Annotated in this window: 7 protein-coding genes; 4 read left to right on the forward strand and 3 right to left on the reverse strand. The window is 75.1% G+C overall.

Annotated features, from left to right (window positions below):
- Window positions 1-74: 74 nt before the first annotated feature.
- Genes ACIA5A_RS23510 through ACIA5A_RS23520 form a run of 3 tightly spaced genes read right to left on the reverse strand, consistent with a single transcriptional unit; the run spans window position 75 to window position 9,944 of the window.
- Window positions 75-8,240: an amino acid adenylation domain-containing protein gene (locus tag ACIA5A_RS23510; protein WP_396766123.1), complete on the reverse strand. Its 8,166-nt coding sequence runs from the start codon at window positions 8,238-8,240 to the stop codon at window positions 75-77.
- A gap of 43 nt (window positions 8,241-8,283) precedes the next feature.
- Window positions 8,284-9,354, reverse strand: coding sequence for a BtrH N-terminal domain-containing protein (locus ACIA5A_RS23515; protein ID WP_396766126.1), 1,071 nt, complete (start codon window positions 9,352-9,354; stop codon window positions 8,284-8,286).
- Window positions 9,354-9,944, reverse strand: a complete 591-nt coding sequence (locus ACIA5A_RS23520; RefSeq protein WP_396766129.1) for a hypothetical protein — start codon at window positions 9,942-9,944, stop codon at window positions 9,354-9,356. Before ACIA5A_RS23520 ends, ACIA5A_RS23515 begins: the two co-directional genes overlap by 1 nt.
- Before the next feature lie 190 nt (window positions 9,945-10,134).
- On the opposite strand from ACIA5A_RS23520, the gene ACIA5A_RS23525 reads away from it, so the two are divergent.
- From ACIA5A_RS23525 to ACIA5A_RS23540, 4 genes are read left to right on the forward strand one after another with little or no spacing between them, the layout of a single operon-like run.
- Window positions 10,135-14,670: an amino acid adenylation domain-containing protein gene (locus ACIA5A_RS23525; RefSeq protein ID WP_396766132.1), complete on the forward strand. Its 4,536-nt coding sequence runs from the start codon at window positions 10,135-10,137 to the stop codon at window positions 14,668-14,670.
- A gap of 4 nt (window positions 14,671-14,674) precedes the next feature.
- On the forward strand, window positions 14,675-16,216 hold the full coding sequence (gene hutH / locus ACIA5A_RS23530) for a histidine ammonia-lyase (RefSeq protein ID WP_396766135.1): 1,542 nt from the start codon (window positions 14,675-14,677) through the stop codon (window positions 16,214-16,216).
- Window positions 16,216-19,572 carry an amino acid adenylation domain-containing protein gene (locus ACIA5A_RS23535; protein ID WP_396766138.1) on the forward strand — a complete coding sequence of 1,119 codons (3,357 nt, stop codon included), beginning with the start codon at window positions 16,216-16,218 and terminating at the stop codon, window positions 19,570-19,572. The genes hutH and ACIA5A_RS23535 overlap by 1 nt, the downstream gene beginning before the upstream one ends.
- The gene (locus ACIA5A_RS23540; protein WP_396766140.1) at window positions 19,553-22,579 is read left to right on the forward strand and encodes a type I polyketide synthase; all 3,027 of its coding nucleotides are present in this window, start codon (window positions 19,553-19,555) and stop codon (window positions 22,577-22,579) included. Before ACIA5A_RS23535 ends, ACIA5A_RS23540 begins: the two co-directional genes overlap by 20 nt.
- Window position 22,580 lies beyond the last annotated feature (1 nt).

Genomic DNA, 22,580 nt, shown 5'->3' on the forward strand with positions numbered 1-22,580 from the left:
GGCTGCGGCGGCGCTGAGCCACGAGCGGCGGGGCCCGGCCGCACCGCGTGGCCGGGCCCCGTTCACGTCGTGGCTCACCCGGCTCGCAGCCCCTCGTCGATCCGCTGGGCGAAGGCCGCGAGCCGGTCGTCCTCGAAGATCTGCCGCAGCGGCACCGCCACCCCGAAGCGGTCATTGAGCCGCGTGGTCATCCGGGCGGCGAGCAGGGAGTCGCCGCCGAGCTCGAAGAACCGGTCGTCGCGGGTCACCCGGGACACGCCGATCATGCCCTGCCAGAGCAGCGCGACCGCGGTCTCCGTCTGACCCCGTGGCGCGTCGCCGGGGGCCGCCGTGCCCTCCGCCCCGGAGATCGGCAGCGCTGCCAGGGCCGCCCGGTCTAGCTTGCCCGACGGCGTCCGTGGCATGACGTCGAGGAACACGACCGCGGCGGGCACCATGTAGTCGGGCAGCCGGCGACGCAGTTCGGCCCGCATGCCGGCGGTGTCGAGCACCCCGTGCTCGCCGTCCGGACGCACGAAAGCCACGAGCCGGCGGGTGGACGCGCCGGGGGCACCGTCGACGAGCGCCGCCGTCTCGGCGACCCCGGGCACCGCGGCGATCGCCGCCTCGACCTCTCCCAGCTCGACCCGGTGCCCGCGGATCTTCACCTGATGGTCGAGGCGGCCGGCCACCTCCAGTCCGGCCGCGGTCCACCGGCCGTGGTCGCCGGTGCGGTACTGCCGATGTCCGGGCGGGCCGGCCGGATCGGGCACGAAGACGTCCGCGGTGAGTCCGGGGCGGCCGAGATACCCGCGGGAGACGCCCGCACCCGCCGACACGATCTCACCGGGCACGCCGGGCGGCACGGGCAGCAGCGCCGCGTTGGCCACGACGACGCGCGAGCCGGGAAGGGGCCGCCCGGTGGTGATCAGGACGTCGTCGGGGTGCAGCTCCACCCACGTCGAGCAGAAGCTGTCCTCGGTGGTGCCGTAGAGGTTCACCACCCGTCGGGGTCCGCGTTCCCACACGCGCCGGGCCAGCCGCGGCGACAGCGCCTCCCCGCCGAGCCCGACGGTGTGCACGGTCGCGGGCCAGCCGTCGATGTCCAGCAGCGCCGACATGCCTGAGGGCACCGTCGTGACCATGGTGACCCGGTCGCGGTCCGGCAGCGCCGGCAGGTCGAGCACCGACTCGGCCAGCACCACCGTGCCCCCCGCCGCCAGCGGCGTGAACAGCTCGAACAGCGAGAGGTCGAACACGATCGAGGTGGCGGCGAGCAGCCCGGCCAGCTCGTGCCGGTCGAAGGTGGCGATGCCCCAGCCGATCCGGGCCAGGGCGCCCTCGTGGGTCACGCCGACGCCCTTCGGACGCCCGGTCGAGCCGGAGGTGTACAGCACATAGGCGAGCTGGCGTGGGTCGACCAGTGGGGCCGGATCCGCCGTGCGGGTGGCGCGCTCGGCGGTGGCGACGAGTTCGTCGACGCTCACCACCGGCACGCCGTACCCGTCGAGCCAGCTCGCGGTCTCCGCGTCGGCCAGCACCAGCCGCGCCTGGGCGTCGTGGAGCATGGCGGCGCGCCGCTCCGGCGGGTCGTTGTCCCGCACCGGCAGGTACGCGGCGCCGGCTGCGAGCACGCCGAGCATCGCCACCGGCAGGTCCACCGTGCGCGAGTGACAGATCGCGACCAGGTCCTCGGTGCCGATGCCGCGCGCCCGCAGCCCGGCGGCGAGCTGCGCGACCCGGCGGCGCAGCGCGCGGTACGTCAGGGACACGCCCGCCGCGGCGACCGCGATCCGGTCCGGCACCCGAGCCGCGGCAGTGAGGACGGCCTCGTGCAGCCAACCGGCGCCGGGGTCCGGGAGCGGCCCGCCGTCGCCCCAGTCGTCGACGAGCGTCAGGTCGGCGGCGTCCGCGAGCGGTAGGTGCGAGAGTGGCTGGTCAGGCGCGTCGACGGCGGCGGCGGCCAGCCGGCCGGTGCGTTCCGTGAAGCGCTGAACGGTGGCCGCGTCGAACATCTCCGCGTCGAACTCGACGGCCAGCCGGACGGCACCCCCGGGCAGCGTCTCGGTGAGCACGCTGAGATCGAATTTCGCCGTGCCGGTGGACAGTGGAACCGTCCGGGCCGTCACCCCGTCGAGGTCGACGGACACGCCGGCGGGCTGATCGCCCAGCATCACCTGGAACAGTGGGGTGGTCGCCGCGTTCCCGGCCGCGGCGGCACGGACCACGTCGGCGAACGGTGCGTCGCCGTGGGCCAGCGCGCCGACGAGCTCACGGCGCATCCTCGTCACCAGCTCACGCATCGACGGCGCGCCGGTCAGGTCGGCGCGCAGCACGACGGTGTTGGTGAGGCAGCCGAACACGTCGGCGGTGCCGGCGCCGCTGCGCCCGGCGACGGCCATGCCGATGCCGAATCGGTCCTGCCCGGCGTGCCCGCCGAGGGCGGCGGCGAGGAGGGCGGCGAGGGCGGTGAACGGGGTGGCGTCGACGGTCCGCGCGAGCGCGGTGAGGCCGGCGGTGACGTCGACGGGCAGCTCGTGGTGGACCTGCCCGGCCGGCCGTCGCGCGTCGCCCGCCGGCCGCCGGTGGGCGGGCAGGCGCAGATCGGGTAGGCCGTCGAGGCGCTCGCGCCACCAGTCCAGCTCGGTCCGGGCGGTGTCGGCCCACCGCAGTCGCTGCGCCGCGGCGACGTGTGCGACGGAGCCGGCGGCGGGCAGCGGAGCGTCCGTGCGGTAGGCCCGGGTCAGATCCCCGGCGAGCAGTTCCAGCGACCAGCCGTCGCAGATCGCGTGGTGGGCGACGAAGACGAGACGGTGGCGCTCGGGCGCGACCCGCAGCAGGCGGATTCGCCACGGCGGCGCGGCGGTGAGGTCGAAGGGCTCCCGGGCGAGCCGGGCGACGAGCGCGTCGGCGTCGTCGGCGGGCACGTCGTCCGTGGGCAGCGCGACCCACGGCGCGCCGTCGGCGGGAAGAACGTGCTGCGCGGCGCCGTCGGGCGCGAGGTGCGCGCGCAGCCCGGCATGGCGGTCGACGACGGCGCGCAGCGCGCGCTCCAGCCGGGCACCGTCGAGCGGACCGTCGAAGCGGACCTCGGCGGCGACGTGGTAGGCCGCGCTGTCCGGGTCGAGCGCGTGCAGCAGCCACATGCGTTCCTGCGTGAATGTCAGCGGGTGCGACTTCACCGTCTCGACGGGCTCCGTCAAGACGGGCGTCGTCGCGACGAGTGCCTTTTCGACGAGCGCGGCCACCCCGGCGACGGTCGGCGCGTCGAACAGGCGGTCGAGGGTGATTCGGGCACCGGTGCGCTCCTCCAGCCGCGCCACGAGCCGCATGGCGAGCAGTGAGTGCCCGCCCGCACCGACGAAGTCGGTGTCCGGGGTGGGCCGGTCGGTGCCGAGCACCTCCGCCCACACGCTGGCGACGAGGCGCTCGGTGGGGCTGGCCGGCCGCTCCGCGCCGGGCTCGGCCGCCGGCACGGGCACGGGCACGGCGGCCAGGGCCGCCCGGTCGAGTTTGCCGTGCCGGTTGCGCGGCAGCCGGTCGAGGCGGATCCAGCGGGCCGGCACCATCGTCGCGGGCAGCCGCGCGGCGGTGTGCTCGCGCAGCTCGGCATCGGTCGCCGCGCCGCTGACGTAGGCGACGAGCAGGGCGTCGGACGCGGTCGGTCGATGCACGCCGACCGCCGCCTCCGCGACGCCCGGGTACGCGCCGACGACGGCTTCGACCTCGTCGAGTTCGATGCGAACGCCGCGCACCTTGACCTGCCGGTCCGCGCGGCCGAGGTAGAGCAGCGTGCCGTCAGGGCGTCGCCGGGCGAGGTCGCCGGTGCGGTACTCGCGCCGGCCCCCGCCGGCCGGGTCGGGCACGAACAGCTCGGCCGTGCCGGCGGGGCGGCCGAGGTAGCCGCGGGCCAGTTGGGGGCCGCCGAGGTGCAGCTCGCCGACGACCCCGTCGCCGGCCGGCCGGCCGGAGGGGGTACGCACCACCGCCGTGACCGCCGGCAACCCGGTGCCGATGTCGACGAGTCGACTGCCGGACGGGTCGACCTCACCGCCGGTGGCGTACGTCGTCGCCTCGGTCGGGCCGTAGAGGTTGACGACGCGCCGCACGCCCTGCCGGTGCAGTTCGGCGGCGAGCCGGGCCGGCAGCGGCTCTCCGGCGAGGTTCACGGTGCCGGCTCCTGCCGGCAACCCGTCCAGCAGCAGGTGCGCGGCGATGGACGGCACGGTGTTGAGCAGGGTCAGGTGCTCGCGGCCCGGCAGCCGCGGCAGGTCCAGCGCGTGGCCGGCGACGACGACGGTCCCGCCGGCGGCGAGCGGGACGAGCAGTTCGAAGACGGACAGGTCGAAGCTCAGCGGCGTGCCGGCGAGCACCCCCCGCCACTCGTCGGCGCGGTGCGCCTCGACACCCCACGCGGCGAACGCGGCGAGCCCGCGGTGGGTGAGCGCGACGCTCTTCGGCCGGCCCGTGGAGCCGGAGGTGAACAGCACATAGGCGAGCTGGTCGGGATGCACGACGGCGGGTGGCAGCGGCGGTGCAAGCCCGGCGGCGCTGTCCCCGCTGTCGTGCACTTCGTCGAGCAGTAGACGACGCGGCCCGGTCGGCACGCGGTCGACCAGCGTCGACTCGGTCACGACGACGCTCGGCCGGGCCTCGTCGAGCACCGCGGCGAGCCGGGCCGGCGGCAGGGTGAGGTCGAGCGGGCAGTACGCGCCGCCGGCCCGCAGGATGCCCAGCAGCGCCAGCGGCAGCCGTTCGGTGCGCGACACCGCGACGCCCACGACGACCTCCGGTCCGACGCCGAGTCGGCGCAGCCGGCGAGCCACCTCGGTGCTGTGGCGCTCCAGTGCCGCGTAGGTCAGCGAGCGGGCGCCGTGGCGGACGGCGACGGCGTCGCGTCGCCGTACCCGGTCGATCCTGGCGAGTAGGTCGGGGCCGGCCGTGACCGCCGCTGCCGCGGGCGCCGTCGCGGTGTCGTCGGCCAGCAGCGCGTCGAGTGGGACGGCGGGGTCGGCGACGACCCGGCGGACAGCGTCGGCGCAGCGAGCGCCGATGGCGGTGGCGGTTTCCGGGTCGAACAGGTCGGTGGCGTAGCGCACCTGGATGGCGGTGCCGGCGTCGGTGTGCGCCACCTCGACGCAGAGCGGCACCTGGGCGTCGGTCGGCAGGACCGGCTCGGCGGTGAGCACGAGCCCGCCGAGGTCGAGGCGCTGGCCGGCGGCGCCGAGGGCCAGTGCCGCGGTGCCGGAGGGGGCGAACGGTGGCGGCGCGTGATAGACGAACATGACGTCGAACAGCGGGTTGCGGCCGTCGGGCCGGGACGCGCCGGCGGCGACGACGATCTGCGCGAACGGCAGCTCGTGATGGTCCAGTGCCCCGGTGATCGCGGCGTGTGCCCGGGCGGTGAGGTCGGCGGCGGTGACCGCCCCGGTGGTCTCGACGCGGATCGGCAGGGTGTTGGCGAGGAACCCGACGGTGTTCCGCACCGCCGGGTCGGTGCGTGCCGCCACCGGCACGCCGACCGTCACCGCGCCGGCCCCGCTGTAACCGCCGAGGACCGCGGTGACGGCGGTGAACAGCACCGTGAACGGCGTGGTGCCGAGGGCGGTGGCGGTGCTGGCGACGTCGTCGCGGGTCACCTCGGGCAGCAGGCCGCGCACCGCCCCGGCGGGCCCGCCGGGCGCGCCGTCGCCGGTCCGGTCGACCGGCAACGCCGCGTCCTCGTGCTCCCGCAGGGTGCGGGCCCACCAGTCACGTAGCGCCGCCCGGTCGGCGCCGCGGGCCGTCGTGGCCCCTGGCGGGGGACCGGCGGGCGGCAGCTCCGGCGTTCGGCCCGCGGCGAAGGCGTGGTACGCGGCGGCGAACTCGCCGACCAGGATCGACGCCGACCACAGGTCCACTGCGGCGTGGTGCGCGGCGAGTGCCAGGAACCGGTCGACGCCGGCGTCGACGACGGTGGCGCGCAGCCGCGCGTCGCCGGGCCCGAACGGCGCGCGCGCGGCGGCCTGTACGAGCGCGGCGACCTCGGCCCGGTCGCGTCCGCGCGCGTCGACGGTGTGCAACGGCAGCTCGCCGGTCGGGGCGGACCTGCCGGGCGGGGTGCCGAGCAGCGCCGGGTGCCGCGCCCCGAGCAGCCGCAGCGTCGCTCGCAGCGCGTCGAGGTCGGCGTCGGTGGGCAGCCGGAAGGCCCGGCCGAGGACGTACATGGACGTGCCCGGGCGACGTTGCTCCAGATACCGCGTCGCGGCAAGGTTCGCCTCGGCGATGCTCTCGCCCGTCTCGTCGTCCGGTGACTGCCCGGGCAGGGCGCCGGGCCGCACGCCCGGCCCGGTGCCGGTGGGCCAGTGCGCGACGACTGCCCCGGCCAGCTCGGTGACGGACGCCGCGGCACGCAGCGCCGACATCGGCAGCCCGACGTCCCATGCTGCGGTCAGGTCGCCGTGAAGCTGGGCCATCGCGAGCGAGTCCAACCCGGCGGCGACCGGCGAGGCGTCGCCGTCCAGCAGATCGTCGGGCCGTTCTCCGGACGGTGCGACGAACGCGGCCAGCCGGGCGCGCAGCGCGGCGGCCACCACGGCGACCCGCTCGTCGGTGGGCAGCGCGTCGAGTTCGGCCCGGCTCGGCAGCGGCGGCATCTGCGCCGGCGCGTCGCGCAGCCGGTCCTCCGCGAGCACCCGCAGCGTGCCCTCGAGGTACCGGTCGCGGCTGACCGAACGCCGCACCTTGCCGCTGGTGGTGCGGGGCAGGCTGCCCCGCCGTACGGCGAGCACGGCGTGGGGCTGCACACCGAAGGCATCGCCGATCGCGGCGCGTAGGCGCGCCAGCAGCGGACCGGGATCGGCGGCGTCGGGGCCCCGCGTCGGCGTCTCGGCGGCGAGCACGAGCCGCTCGGTGCCGTCGTCGACGGAGAACGCGGCGACTACGCTGCCCGACAGCGCCGGGTCCGCGGCCCGGGCCACCTCCTCGATGTCCTCGGGCGCGAGGTTGCGGCCGCGCACCACGATGGTGTCCTTGCGGCGACCGGTGAGGTAGACCTCGCCGTCCACGATCCGGCCGAGATCCCCGGTGCGCAGCCCGTCCGACCCGTACACAGCGGCCGTCGCGGCCTCGTCGCGCCAGTAGCCGCGTGTCACGCTCGCTCCGCTGACCACGATTTCACCGACGTCCCCGGGAGGCATCTCGACGCCCGTGTCCGGGTCGACCGCCCGCACCCGCAGTCCGCCGAGAGCGTGGCCGCAGGAAACCTGCTCGGGTCGGCGCGGCCGGTCGGGCGGCAGCGTGCGCAGCCCGCCGCCACGGCGTCCGCCGCTGATGATGAGCGTCGTCTCGGCCATGCCGTAGCACGGGTAGAACGCCTCGGGCCGGAAGCCCGCGACGGCGAACGCCTCGGCGAAGCGGCGCAGGGTGCGGGCTCGGACCGGCTCCGCGCCCACGAAGGCGATCTCCCACGCGGACAGGTCCAGGGCGGCCCGCTCCTGGGCCGGGATCCGGTCGACGCACGCGTCGAAGGCGAAGTTCGGGCCGCCGGACAACGTCACCCGGTGCTCGCTCACCAGCCGCAGCCACGACAGCGGCCGCCGCGCGAAAGCCTCCGTGGACAGCAGCGTCATCGACATACCGGACCACACCGGCGACAGCAGACCACCGAAGAGGCCCATGTCGTGGTAGGGCGGCAGCCAGACCAGACCGCGGTCGGCCTCGGTCAGCGACATGCCCGACGTGATCGCGGCGAGGTTGTGCGCGATGCTGTCGTGCGTCACCATCACGCCCTTCGGCACGCCGGTGGAGCCGGAGGTGTACTGCAACACGGCCACGCCCTCGGGCGTCGGCGCGGCATGTGTGGGGTCGGCAGTGACGCGCAGGTCGAGCAGGTCCGGCGCGGTGAACGCGGCGACGGCACCGCTGGCGCGTACGACCGGATGGGCGGCGAGCCGCGCCCGTGGTGACTCGTCCTCGTCGCGGGCCCGTGCCCGCGGCGGCAGCGGCACGGCGACAGCACCGGCGGCGAGGCAGCCGAGCAGCCGGACGAGGTACTCCAACCCGCCCGGCAGGGCGATCGCGACACGTTCCCCGGGCCGAACGCCGCCCGCCCGCAGCGCCGTCGCCACCTCCTCGACGCGGGAGGCGAGCCGGGCGTAGGACAGTCCGCGCAGCGGCTCGTCGCCGTCGACCGCCTCCAGGTATCCGACCCGCTCCGGCTCCCGCTCCGCGCGCCGCCACAGAACGTCGAGCAACGGCGCGGACCCGTGGTGCAGTGCCATGTGCCAACCCAATCCTCGCGTCGTGTGCGAATGGAGGTCCGCGCTAGCGGGCCGCGCCGGCTACCGCCGGTTCGGATACGAGCGCCGCCGCCGTGGCGTCGAGGCGGTCCAGGGCCTCCTCGACGCCGGCCAGCAGCCGTCGGCTGCGCGGTCCGAGCTGGTCGGCGACGCGCAGCGCTCCGGTCGAGCCGTGCGCGCCGAAGACACGCAGCGCGGTCCACTCGTTGGCGAGACGGTCGACCTGCCGGCCGGCCTGTACCAGCTCGTCACGGCCGAGGCGGCGTCCGGCGGCGCGCAGGAAGTCCGCGTGCAGCGCGGCCGCTCCCTGGGCCGCCCAGCCGACGCCGTACAGCTCGCCGAGCGCCCCGGCGGCGACCTCCGCGTTCCCGCCGTGGGCGCGGTCACGGATGTCGCCGAGCCAGTGCCGCAGCCCGTCCAGGCCGCCACGGCCGGCCGGTGACGACGTGGGGTCCCGGAACTCGTCCACGTTGGACCTGATGACGGCCGCTGTCCAGGGGGCGTCGGTGACCGGCGGCGGGCCGGTGAACTCGACGTCGATCCAGCGGTGCGCGATGCGGGGGCCGGCGAAGAAGTAGTCGCGGGTCTCGGGCCGCGCCTCGTTGCCCGAACCACGCGCGCGGAGAAAGTCGGCGATCGGGATGGGACCGCGGTACAGCGGCGGGGTGGGCTCCAGCACGTACGCCTCGCCCGTGTCGTCGTCGTATCCCCAGACCACCACGAGGTGTGCGGCGTGCACGTCGCCGAAGGCGGGCCGGATCGGCATGTGGAAGTTGTCCACGGCGGCGATCGCGAGGCGGCCCTCGCGCAGCGACTGCCGCAGTCCGTCCCAGCCCGCCGCGCCGTCGGCCGGGTGCCTCCAGCGGGCGCGCACCGGGTGGAACGGGAACATCGTCTCGCCCAGTGTCGGCCGCGGCGTGGGATGGTAGAACTCCTCACCCCGCACCTGGGCGGGGTCGTGGTGGAACTGCCACACCGCACCGAGCGCCTCGACCGGATCGAAGCCGCGCGCCAGCAGCAGGACCGCGAGGCAGTCGTGCAGGCAGTTGCCGAGGTCGTGGAACCAGAAGGGCGGCTCGTCCAGCAGTACCCTCATCACCGCCACCCGTTGGACACGGCTGTCATCGCGAAGATGTGCACGGCGATGTTGTCGGGCAGGCGCAGATACACGAGCTCCTCCTGGCGTGGCACGGGCAGCCGTTGCTGCCAGATCCTCGGCCCGATGCCTGGCTGGACGTGGCGTGGAAAGTGAATGCGTTCGCAGCGCACCGCCTCCAGTTCACCGAAGCGCGGCGGCGACGCGGGCCAGAAGTCCGAGACGCGTAGCCACTCCTCGTCGACGGAGCCGTCGCGGTAGTGCAGGTGCACGACGTCCTCGATCCGACGTTCGGCGCAGGCCAGCAGGTAGATCCAGTCGTACCGTGCCGGCCGCAGGTCGATGCGCTGCCCGGCGCAGACCACGTTGTCCAGCCGGCCCGGCCCCGTACGCGGGAAACGGAACGGCACCGCGCCCGGGCGGAACACCTCGCCGGCGTCGGGCAACTCCTCGATCGGAAACGAGTTGCGCCACACGTTGAGGCCACCCTCGCCGGTGGTCTCCGGCGTGGTTGCCGCGGTGTTGTTGAAACAGGCTGACAGGTCGACCATCTCGGCGCGGAAGTTAGCCATTTCCAGCACGTGTGTCATGGCAGTCCAAACATTGACTGTTATGGAATCAGGAATGTCAACGAGCGGAGTCTGTGCAGCTTGCGAGGCGAACGTCAAGCCTGGTCGGCGAGGTATGTCCCGCCGGCGGGACAACGAATTTCCGCCCACACCGCCACGCGGTGTGCCGTGTTAGCTTGGCCGGGAAATCGACCCGGTAGGAGGCATTTCGGTGCGCCCTGAACTCGCGCGTCGGCCATTATCGGACACCGTCGCGGCGTCATTTGCGCAGGAGCGGTTCTGGTTCGTCGACCAGTTGCGGCCCGAATCGGCCCTGCACAATCTCGCCTTCGGCGTGGACGTCGAGGGGCCGCTCGACGAGGGCGCTCTCGCCGCGGCGCTGCACGAGGTCGTGCGGCGACACGAACTGCTGCGCACGCGGTTCGCCGTGGTCGACGGAGCGCTGTGCCTCGGGCCGGTGGATCCGGTCGGGCCGCGGTTGGTCGTCCGCGGCGCGCCGGCGGCGCGGCTCGACGAACTGACCAGGGCCGCGGCTGACGAACCGTTCGACTACCGCGCCGGCCCGCTGCTGCGGATGCTGCTCCTGCGTCGGTCGCCGTCACGCCACCGGCTGGTGCTCGTCGCGCACCACGCGGTGTTCGACGGCTGGTCGTTCGGCGTGTTCCTGGCCGAGCTCGCCGAGCTCTACGCGGCGCACCGCCAGGACCGACCGGCCCGGCTTCCCGGGCTCGCGCTGCAGTACCGTGACTACGCCGCCTGGCAGCGCGAGGCGTTCGCCGCCGGCGCGTTCGACGAGGACCTGGCGTACTGGGCGGGTCAGCTCGCCGGTGACCCCCCGCCCCCACCGCTGCCCGCCGACCTTCCGCGACCGTCCCGGCCGCTGCTGCGCGGGGCCACCCACCGCTTCCAACTGCCGGCGAGTGACGTCCGGGCGCTGCGCACGCTCGCCGCAGAGGAGCAGGCGACCGAGTTCATGGCGTACCTCGTGGTGCTGCAGACATTGCTGTGGCGGCGCGGCGGACAGACCGAACCGCGTGTCGGCAGCCCCACCGCCGGGCGGTCGGACGAACGGCTCGACGCGCTCATCGGACCGTTCATCAACGTCGTGGTGCTGCGCGGCGACCTGTCCGGCGACCCCACCCTGCGGCAGTTGCTCGGGCGGGCCCGCGCGGCGACCACGGGCGCGCTCGCCCACCAGCACGCGCCCCTGCAGCACGTGGTGGAGCGCACCGCCGCCCGGCGGGCGCCCTACCACGTGGCGTTGGCCGTGCAGAACTTCCGCGCCCCGCCGCTCGACCTCGGCGAAGGTCTCCGGATCTCGGCCTTCCCGGTCGACGTCGACGCCGCGCAGCACGATCTGTCGGTCTTCGTGACGCCATCGGCGGACGGTGCGCAATGCATGCTGCAATACGACACGGCGGTGCTGCGACCCGACACCGTCGTCGCGCTCGCCGCGGACTTCGCCGAGCTGGTGCGTCGCCTGGCCCGCGACCCGGACCTGCCGCTGGCCCGCCTTGCCCGCCCCGAGCCGTCGCCGGGGCGCTTCGCGCGGGACGCGCCGTTTCCGCTCGCCACGGCGCAGCGCCGCTGGCACGCCGCCGAGCTCGCACGCCCCGGTGACCCGGCGGCGAAGATCGTGCGGGTCGTCGAGTTGCGCCCGGCGCGGCCCGCCGCCCAGGTGCGGACGGCCGTGCAGCGGCTGGCGCGGCGGCACGAGATGCTGCGCGTCGGCATCGCGCCCGACGGCCGCACCCAGTCCCTGCGACCCGACGGGGGGCCGGAGCTTCGGGTGGCGTCGACGGCGGGGGACGGTGACCCGATCCGGGCCGCCGTCGAGCGGGCCCGCGCCGCCGTGCCCCACCTCGACCGGTGCGGCGTCGAGGTGACCCTGGTCGAGCCGGCCGGCCGGTCCGTGCTCGTCATCGCCGCGCACCGCGCGGTGATCGACGACGACGGCGTCGACCGGCTCTGCCGCGACCTCGCCGCCGACGACCCCGCCACCGAACCCGAGGATCGGTGGGAACAGACTCCCGGGCATCTCGACTGGGCACTGTGGTGCCGGCGCCGCGCCGCTCGGCGAGACGAAGCCGCCGAGGCGCTCTGGCGCCACCGGCACGCCGCGGCGGCCGAGCCGTTGGTCCTGGCCGGCCGCGCTCCGGCGACAGCGGCGGACACCGCCACCCGGGACGTGCGGGTCCGGCTGGACGCGGCAGCCACGGCCCGCCTCGACGCCGTGTGCGCCGCCGCCGCCGTGAGCCGTCGTACCGGCCTGCTCACCGTGCTCGGTCTGCTACTCGCGCGGCACACCGGACGCGCCGAGACGTGGATCGGTGTCGAAGTCACGCCGCCCGGAGCACCCGACCCGCACATCGAGGTGGGCACCCGCGCCGAACTGCTGCCGGTGCCGGTCGAAGCGGGCGACGCCGGCCTGCCCGAGGTGCTCACCGCGGTCGACGCGGCGCTGGCCGAGGCCCGGGCACACGCGGGATCGGAGGCGACCCCCGCCGCCGCGCGCATCGTGTTCCGGCACCGCCCGGCCGCCCCAGACGAACGGGCGACCGGAGGTGTCGGCGTCGACGTGACAGGCGCCGCCGAGGCCGAGCTGACGGTCACCGCGCGCGACGCGGCGGACGGTGTCGACCTCGTCTTCGCTTTCCGCGCGCAGCAGTTCGAGCCGGGCGCGGCCGAACGGCTCGCCGGCCGGTTCGCCGCACTGCTCGATCGGCTGTGCGCCACGCCGGACCGGCCGGTACGGCGTGCCGCCGTCGTGGTCGGCGCCGAACGGGCGGCGCTGCTGCGCGCCGGTGACCGCCTCGCCGCGACCGGCGCCGACGCCACGCTGCACGGACGGTTCGCGACGCACGCCGCCGCCGACCCGGAACGCATCGCGCTGCGGCACGGCGCCCGGGCCGTGCGCTACGGCGAGCTCGACCGATGGAGCAACCGGATCGGCCACGCGCTGGTGCGGCTCGGTGTTCCGTCCGGGGGAGTGGTCGCGGTGGTGGCGGAGAACGGCCCGCTCGCGGTCGCGGCACTGCTCGGTGTGCTCAAGGCGGGCGCGGCGTTCGCCTGCCTCGACCCGGCCCAACCACCCGCCCGGCTCGACGCCGTCCTGCGACGCACCGCGCCGGCCGTCGTGCTGATGGACCGGGCCGCCGCGGCCCGCCACGGCGGATCCGCGACGGTGGTGCTCGACGACGGCGGCGCATCCGAGCGGGAACCCGTGCCGGAACCGTGGCGCGGACCGGTCCTCGACACCGGTTCCGAGCCGGCCACCGCGCCGGGACGGACCGTGACCCCGAACGACCTCGCCTACCTCGCCTTCACCTCCGGTTCCACCGGCCGGCCCAAGGCGATCCCCCACGCGCACCGCGACCTGGCCCAGTTCGCGCACTGGCAGAGCACGGCGTTCGACGTCGGGCCCGGCGCGCGGATGGGTCAGCTCGCGCCGATGCCGTTCGACGTGGCGTACTGCGAGATCTTCGGCGCGCTGTGCCACGGCGCCACCCTGTGCCTGCGACCGGCCGGTGGGCACGGCGATCCGGTCGCGCTCGCCGCGTGGCTGGCCCGTGACCGCGTCAGCGTGCTGCAGGTGATCCCGGCGTTGTTCCGCGAGATACTCGCCGCCGCCGGCCCCCTGCCCGAGCTGCGTACGGTGCTGTTCGTCGGGGAGGCCCTGCACACCGAGCTCGTCCGGCGGACCCGGCACCGCCTCGGCCCGGCGGTGCGGCTGGTCAACGTCTACGGCCCGACGGAGGTCGTCGCCGCGACCTATCACGTCGTGACCGACCTGCCCGACGCGGCGGTCGTGCCGATCGGCCACCCGATCGACGGACGTCAGGTCGTGGTGCTCGACCCCGCCGGGGAGCTGTGTCCGCCCGGCGCCACCGGCGAGGTCTGCGTGCACAGCTCCTACCTGGCACCCGGGTATCGCGACGACGAGGCACAGACCGCGCAGCGGTTCGTGACAAGCGTGCTGCCGGAGGTGCCCGGCGTGCTGTACCGCACCGGCGACCTGGCGCGGCTGCGCCCGGGCGACCTCGCGCTCGAGTTCGCCGGACGTCTCGACAACCAGGTGAAGGTCTCCGGCATCCGGCTGGAGTTGGAGGAGGTCGAGGCAGCCGTCGCCCGGCACCCGGACGTGCGCCAGTGCGTGGCGGCCGTGCGCGGAGGATCCGGTCCCGACGACCACGGACGGCTCGTCGCCTACGTCGTCACCGACGACGGTGCCGCACCGGCCGACCTGCGCGACGTCCTTCGCGACAGCGTGCCCACCCACATGGTGCCGGCCGACGTGGTCGCCCTGCCGGCCCTGCCCCGCACCGCCAACGGAAAGATCGACCGGGCCGCGCTGCCCGATCCGCCCAGGCGACCGGAGACCGGCGCCGCCCACGTGGCGCCGCGGACCTTCCTGGAGCGGCAGCTCGCCGGCCTCGTCGCCCAGGTGCTCGGCGTCGAGCGCGTCGGCGTCCACGACGACTTCTTCGCGCTGGGCGGCAACTCGTTGCAGGCGGCCCGCCTGGTCAACCGGGCTCGGGAGGCGCTCGGGCTGGAACTGTCCCTGCAATCGCTGCTCACCGAACCCACCGTGGCGGCTGCCGCGGCGGCCGCCGACCGGACGGGCGGCTACGAGGCCGAGGTGGCGCGGCTCGAGCGCGAGCTGCGCGAGCTGCCGCCGGAGCAACTGCGTGCCCTGCTCGCCCGCCATCAGGCGGGCGGAGTACCTGCCGAGCCACGGGAGCCGTAACGACATGACACACGCCGACCCCATCGACACCGCGCGTGAGACGGTGGAGATCACCGCCGAGCGGTACACGCTGGAGGAGCTGTACCAGATCGCGACCAGGCGGCCCCGGCTCGCGCTGGCGCCCGACGTCGCCAAGAAGATCGGTGAGGGCGCGCGATACATCGCCCAGATCTCCGGTCAGGACCGGCACATCTACGGCGTCAACACCGGCTTCGGCTCGCTGTGCACGACCCGGATCTCACCCGAGCACATGTCGGACCTGCAACACAAGCATCTCGTGTCGCACGCCTGTGGCGTCGGCGACGTCGTGCCCGAGCGCGTCTCGCGGTTGATGATGCTCGTGAAGTTGCTGACCTTCCGCGCGGGATACTGCGGAATCTCCCTCGACGTCGTCGGCCGGATGCTCGACATGTGGAACGCCGACGTCATCCCCGCCGTGCCGAAGAAGGGGTCCGTCGGCGCCAGCGGCGATCTCGCGCCGCTGGCTCACCTGGCGCTGCCGATCATCGGCTTGGGCCGGGTGCACGTCGGTGGCGCGGTCATGGACGCCCACGAGGTCCTCGCCGAGCGGGGCTGGCAGCCGCTGCGGCTGCGGCCGAAGGAGGGTCTCGCGCTCACCAACGGCGTGCAGTACATCAACGCCCTCGCCACCGACTCGATCGTGCGCTGTGGGGAGCTCATCCGCGCCGCCGACCTGATCGCGTCGCTGAGCATCCAGGCGTTCAGCTGTGCCGACACCTTCTACCAGCAGATCCTGCACGACACCTGCCTGCACCCGGAGCGCGGCGTCGTCGCGGCCAACCTGCGTGGGCTGCTGGACGGCAGCAACCACCCGACCCTGCCGGGCGCCAACGTCGCCCGGGAGGACCCGTACTCGTTCCGCTGCGTGCCGCAGGTGCACGCCGCGGTCCGGCAGACGTACGGACATGCCCGCACCGTCATCGAGCAGGAGTGCAACAGCGTCTCGGACAACCCGCTGTTCTTCCCGGAGCACGACCGGGTGATCCTGGGCGGCAACCTGCACGGCCAGTCGACCGCCTTCGCGCTGGACTTCCTGGCCATCGCGATGAGCGAGCTGGCCAACATCGCGGAACGACGCACGTACCAGTTGCTGTCCGGCCAGCACGGCCTGCCCGACTACCTCGTGCCGCGGCCCGGCCTCGACTCCGGGCTGATGATTCCGCAGTACACCTCAGCGGCGCTGGTGAACGAGAACAAGGTGCTCGCCACGCCGGCGAGCATCGACACCATCCCTACCTGCCAGTTGCAGGAGGACCACGTCAGCATGGGCTCGACCAGCGCCTACAAGCTCGACCAGATCATCGGCAACTGTGAGTACGTACTGGCGATCGAGCTGCTCACCGCGGCGCAGGCGGTGGACCTCAACGAGGGGCTCCGGCTGTCGGAGCGCACCCGCGCGGTCTTCGACGACTTCCGTACCGTCGTGCCGTTCCTCGCCGAGGACCGGCAGCAGTCGATCGACATCGAGCTGGCGCGACAGTATGTGCGGCAGCACCGGTCGGCCTGGGCGCAGGTGCTCGCCTGATGACGGCGCCGGGCGGAGCCGCCGGGCCGGACGACGCTGCGCTGCGCGCGCTCGCCGAGGCGCTGCTGCGCGAGCGGCTCGGCGGCGACACGTCGCCGGCGGCCCCGGTCGCCGACGGGCCGGCGCCGCTGTCGTACCAGCAGGAGCGGCTGTGGCTGCTGGAGCAGATGCACCCGGGAACGGCCGCCTACAACGAGCTGTTCGCGGTGTCCCTGCGCGGCCCGCTCGACGCCGACCGGCTCGACACCGCCCTCGCGCAGGTGGTTCGCCGCCACGACGTGCTGCGCACGGCGATCCGGCTCGACGGCCCCCGCCCGGTGCAGGTGGTCGCCGCCGACGCCGCCGTGCCGCTGCGCGTCGAGTCGTGGGAGCACCTGCCACCCGCCCGGCGGGAGGCCGCCGCGACCGAGCGCATCCGGACGCTGGCCCGCGAGCCGTTCGACCTCGCCCGGGCGCCGCTGCTGCGGGCCCACCTCGCCCGCCTCGACGCCGGCGAGCACATCCTCGCGCTGGTCCTGCATCATGTGGTCACCGACGGCTGGTCGCTGCGCCTGCTGCTGGCCGAGCTCGTCGCGCACTACGATGCCGGCGGCCGTGCGCCGCTGCCACCGCTGTCCACCCAATACGCCGACTACGCCCGCCGGCAGCGCGCGGACGGGCCAGGCGCGCGGGAACGGCTCGCGTTCTGGGTGCGCTCGCTCGCGGGCGCGCCGACCGAGCTGGAGCTGCCGACCGACCGGCCGTTCCCCCCGGTCGCCGGTCATGACGGCGCCGAGCACGTGTTCGCCGTCGACCCGGCGGTGCTCGACGGCGTGCGCGCCCTCGCCGCGGCCCAGCGGGCCACACCGTTCATGGTGCTGCTCGCCGCGTTCGACGTGGTGCTGTCCCGGTGGAGCGGGCAGGACGACGTCGTGGTCGGCACGCCGGTGCTCAACCGCCCCAGCAGCGCGACGGAAGGGCTCGTCGGGTTCTTCGTCAACACGGTGCCGCTGCGCGCCGACCTGTCCGGCCGGCCGACCTTCCGCACGCTCGTGGACCAGGTCCGCGACGGCGTGATACCGGCCCTGGAGCACCAGGACGTGCCGTTCGAGCGGATCGTGCAGGCGGTGCGGACCGCCCCCGACGCGCGCCGCGCCCCACTGTTCCAGGTGATGTTCGCGCTGCACAACCTGCCGGACGAGCCACCCGCGCCACGCGGACTGTCGATCGCGCCGGTGGCGGGTCTGCACCACAGCGCCAAGTTCGACCTCACGCTCGCGTTCGTCGAGACCGGCGGCGCGCTGCGCGGGCACCTGGAGTACCGCACCGACCTGTTCGACGCGCCGACCGTGGCGCGCCTCGCCGGGCACCTCACCACGCTGGTCGCCGACGCGGTCGCCGACCCGGACCGCCCGATCGGGGCGCTGCGGTTGATGGACCCCGGGGAGCGGGCGGCGGTCCTGCGCGACTGGCACCCGCCGACCCTGCCGCGCGCGAACGACGCGACGCTGCACGAGACGTTCGCCGCGCAGGTGGCGCGCACCCCGGACGCGGTCGCGGTGGTCGACGGCGACGAGCGGCTCACCTACGCGGCGCTGGCCACTCGGGTCGACCGGCTCGCCGCCCGGCTGCGCCACGCCGGCGTGTCCCGAGGCACGCCGGTGGCGCTACGGCTCGGGCGCGGCACCGATCTGGTGGTGGCGGTCCTCGCCGTGCTGCGGGCCGGCGGCGCCTACGTGCCCACCGACCCGCAGGCCCCGCCGCAGCGGCTGCGGCACATCCTCGACGACACGGCCGCGCCGCTGCTGCTGACCCACCGCGGCCTCGCCGCGGACACACCGGCCCGGCCGGGCACCGAGGTGCTGCTCGTCGACGCCCTCGAGAAGCCCGACCACGCGCCGCTGTCGCTGGAGCCCGGCGACGGCGACGACCTCGCGTACGTCATCTACACCTCCGGCTCCACCGGGATCCCGAAGGGGGTGCGGATCCCGCACCGGAGCGTCGGCTGGCTCATGCGTGCCGCCCGGGAGCGCTTCGGCGTCGGCGCCGACGACGTGTGGACGATGTCCCACGCGTACACCTTCGACGTGTCGGTGTGGGAGCTGTTCGGCGCGCTGCTGCACGGCGGCCGGCTGGTGATCGTGCCGCACCCGGTGAGCCGCGACCCGGACGCGCTGTGGCGGCTGCTGGACTGCGAGGGCGTCACGGTGCTCAGCCAGACACCGACCGCCTTCCAGAGCCTCGTCTCCGCGCAGCCGCCCGACGCGGCGCTGACCCGGCTGCGGCTGGTGGCCCTGGCCGGCGAACGGCTCGACTTCCGCCGCCTCGAACCCTGGTTCGCCCGCCGCCCCGACACCCGTCCGCGGGTGGTGAACCTGCTGGGCGCCACCGAGACCACCGTCCACTCGACCGAACGGCTCGTGCGCGCGTCGGAGACCGGTTCCCCGCGCAGCTACGTCGGCGGTCCGCTGCCCGGTGTGCGGCTTCTCGTCGTCGACGACGAGCTGCGGCCGGTGCCGCTCGGCGTGCCCGGCGAACTGCTCGTCGGGGGTGAGTGCGTGGGTCTGGGCTACCTGCGCCGCGACGAGCTGACCGCCGAGCGGTTCGTCGCCGACCCGCTGGGCTCGCCGATGCGCTGCTACCGCACGGGGGACCTGGTGCGCCGGGGCGCGGACGGCGACCTGGAGTATCTCGGCCGCGCCGACGACCAGGTGAAGATCCGCGGGTTCCGGGTCGAGCTCGGCGAGGTCGAGGCGGCCCTGCGCGAGCATCCGGCCGTCGCCGAGGCAGTCGTCGCGCTCGCCGGGACCGCCGCCGACCAGCGGCTCGTCGCCTACGTCGTCACGGCCGGCGACGGCGGGCCCCCCGCGCCGGGCGAGCTGCGTGACTTTCTACGGGGCCGGCTGCCGGAGTACATGCTGCCCGCCGCCGTCGCCCGCATCCCCGAGCTGCCCCGCACCACCAGCGGCAAGCTCGACCGTCGGGCGCTGCCCGCTCCGCCGGCTGCCGACGAGGCCCGGACGGCCGCCTACACCGCGCCGCGCACCGGCACCGAACGCACACTCGCCGCCGTCTTCGCCGAGCTGCTCGGCGCCTCACGCATCGGCATCGACGACAACTTCTTCGAGCTCGGCGGGCACTCCGTGCTCGCCGTCCAGGCCCATCGGCGCATCCGCGAAGCGTCGATCCCCGTCGAGGTCATAGACCTGTTCCAGTACCCCACCGTGCGTACCCTCGCGCGGCGGGCGGGCGGTGGGCAGCAGGACGACGCCGACCTGCGCCGGGCCCGCGGTCGCGGCGCGCGGCGGCGCGCGGCGCTCACCCGGCACGCCCCCGACACGGGAAGCGAGGAGACACGTGACGACATCCGGCGATGAGCAGGACACCGCGGTCGCGGTGATCGGCATGGCCGGCCGGTTCCCCGGCGCCAGGTCGGTCGACGAGCTGTGGCGCAACCTGTGCGAGGGCCGGGAGGCGGTGACGTTCTTCTCCGCGGCGCAACTGCGGGCCGCGGGCGTCGCCGATGCCGAGCTGCGTGACCCGGCGTACGTCCCGGCCCGAGCCGTGGTCGACGACGTGGAGCTGTTCGACGCCGCCTTCTTCGGCTTCGGTGTCCGCGACGCGGAGATCCTCGACCCGCAGCACCGCGTCTTCCTGGAATGCGCGTGGGAGGCCGTCGAGCACGCCGGGTACGACACCAGCCGTTACGAGGGCCACGTCGGCGTCTACGCCGGGTCGGCGATCAGCACGTACCTGCTGGCCCTGCTCGCGGACCCGGCGCTGGTCGCCTCCGTCGGCGGCTACCGCATCCTGCTGGCCAACGACAAGGACCACCTCACCACCCGGGTCGCGCACCAACTCGACCTGCGCGGACCCGCGGTCACGGTGCAGACGGCCTGCTCCACGTCCCTGGTCGCCGTGCACGTCGCCACCCAGGCGCTGCTGGCGCGCGAATGCGACATGGCGCTGGCCGGCGGCGTGGCGGTGAGCCTGCCGCAGGTCAGCGGCTACCGGTACGAGCCGCAGGGCATCATGTCGCCGGACGGGCACTGCCGGGCCTTCGACGCGGAGGCCCGCGGCACCGTCGCCGGCAACGGCGCGGGCGTGGTGATGCTCAAGCGGCTCGCCGACGCGCTCGCCGACGGGGACACGGTGCACGCGGTGGTCCTCGGCTCCGCGGTGAACAACGACGGCGCCGGCAAGTCCGGCTACACGGCGCCCAGCGCCCGCGGCCAGGCCGACGTGATCGCCGAGGCGCTCGACGCGGCGGGGGTGGCGCCCGGCTCCGTCGGCTACGTGGAGGCGCACGGCACGGGTACGGGTCTCGGCGACCCCATCGAGGTCGCCGCGCTCGCCGAGGCGATGGACCGAGACGGGGCCGCCGCGGAGTGCCTGCTCGGTTCGGTGAAGACCAACATCGGCCATCTCGACGCGGCGGCCGGGGTCGCCGGGCTCATCAAGGCCGTGCTCGCGCTGCGGGAGGGCGTCGTGCCCGGCACGCTGCACTTCGAGCGGCCCAATCCGCGGGCCCGGCTGGCCGAGTCGGGTTTCACCGTCCACCCGCGCACGCGCACCTGGCCCGACCGCGCCGGTCCCCGCCGCGCCGGGGTCAGCTCGTTCGGCATGGGCGGCACCAACGCGCACGTGGTGCTCCAGGAGCCGCCGCCGGCCCCGCCGCCCGGCCCCGACTCGCCGGACCGGCAGGTGTTCCTGGTGTCGGCGGCGTCGCCCGCCGCACTCGCCGAAGCCTCGCGGCGTCTCGCCGAGCACCTCGCCTCCGCGCCCGGGCAGCCGCTCGCCGACGTCGCCTACACGTTGCAGGTCGGCCGTCGGGCCCTGCGGTACCGCCGAGCGGTGGTGGGGGAGTCCGCCGCGGTCGTAGGCGCCGCGCTCGCCGAGCCGGACGCCGGGGTCCAGCCGGTGCCCGACACCGACCGCGACGTGGTGTTCATGTTCCCCGGCCAGGGAGCGCAGCGCGCCGGCATGGCCGCCAGCCTGTATGCGCGGGAGCCGCTGGTGCGCCGGGTCGTCGACGAGTGCGCCGGCCGGCTGCGGAGACCGCTTGGTGTCGACCTGCGCGACACGCTGCTGCGAGGTGCCGGGGACCTGCGGGACACGGCCCTGGCCCAGCCGGCGCTGTTCGTCGTCGAGTACGCGCTGGCCCGGCTGTGGATGTCGTGGGGCGTACGGCCCGAGGCGATGATCGGGCACAGCATCGGCGAGTACGTCGCCGCCTGTCTGGCCGGCGTCTTCGACCTCGAGGACGCCCTCGAACTCGTCGCGGCCCGGGGGCGGCTCGTGTCCGAACTGCCGCGCGGCGCGATGCTCGGCGTGCCGCTTCCGGTCGCGGAACTCGAGGAGCTGGTCGAGGACGGCGACGGGCTGGCGGTCGCCGCGGTGAACGGCCCACGCGTCGGCGTGCTGTCCGGACCGGTGGAGGCCGTGGCCGCCCGCGCGGCCGCGCTCGCCGCTCGCGGGGTGCCGACGAGACTGCTGCACACCTCGCACGCGTTCCACTCGCCGGTGCTCGACCCGGTGCTCGACGCGTTCACCGCGATCGTGGCGGCGGTGCCGCGACGAGCGCCGAAGCTGCCGTACGTGTCCAACGTGACCGGCGGCTGGATCGGCGAGGACGAGGCGACGGACCCGGCGTACTGGGCCCGGCAGCTGCGCGGCACCGTCCGCTTCGCCGACGGCGTGCGCACGCTGCTGGCGGACGGGCCGCGGGTGCTGCTGGAGGTGGGGCCGGGCGACGGGCTGGGCGCCCTCGCCGCCGGCCACGACGGTGAGCACCGGCCGGTGGTGGTGGCCACGCTGCCGCCGACGGACGCGGCCACGATCGGGGGTGCCGCAGTGCCCGACTCGCTCGCCAGGCTCTGGAGCGCGGGGGTGCCGGTCGACTGGGCGGCGTACCACGCGGCGACGCGACGCCGGCGGGTGCCGCTGCCGACATACCCGTTCCAGCGACGCCGCTACTGGGTCGAGCATCGTCCGGGCGCGACGGGGCCGCCCACGGTGTACCCGGGCGAGCCCGGTGCCGTGCCCCCCGCGACCGCGTCGCCTCCGGCGGTGGACGGGCGGGTGTCGACACCGCCGGGCACCGACCTGGAGCGGGCACTCGTCGAGCTGTGGACGCAGCTGCTGGGGGCCCAGCCGATCGGGATCCACGACTCGTTCCTCGACCTGGGCGGGCACTCGCTGCTCGCCACGCAGCTCACCGCCCGGCTGGAGGACCGCTTCGGGGTCGCCGTCACCGTCGAGCAGCTGTTCGCCCTGCGGACCGTGGCCCGGCTCGCCGAGCACATCGAGGAGCACCTCGTCGCCCGGCTGGAGGAGTTGTCCGACGACGAGGTCGCCCGGTTGACCGCGGACGAGGGACGGTGAC

The sequence above is a fragment of the Micromonospora sp. NPDC051300 genome (assembly GCF_044455315.1).
Lineage (GTDB): Bacteria > Actinomycetota > Actinomycetes > Mycobacteriales > Micromonosporaceae > Micromonospora > Micromonospora robiginosa.

Coding starts and splice junctions, on each gene's coding strand:
- ACIA5A_RS23510 (WP_396766123.1), bottom strand. CDS start 8,240: ATGGCACTGCACCACGGGTCCGCGCCGTTGCTCGACGTTCTGTGGCGG.
- ACIA5A_RS23515 (WP_396766126.1), bottom strand. CDS start 9,354: ATGAGGGTACTGCTGGACGAGCCGCCCTTCTGGTTCCACGACCTCGGC.
- ACIA5A_RS23520 (WP_396766129.1), bottom strand. CDS start 9,944: ATGACACACGTGCTGGAAATGGCTAACTTCCGCGCCGAGATGGTCGAC.
- hutH (WP_396766135.1), top strand. CDS start 14,675: ATGACACACGCCGACCCCATCGACACCGCGCGTGAGACGGTGGAGATC.
- ACIA5A_RS23535 (WP_396766138.1), top strand. CDS start 16,216: ATGACGGCGCCGGGCGGAGCCGCCGGGCCGGACGACGCTGCGCTGCGC.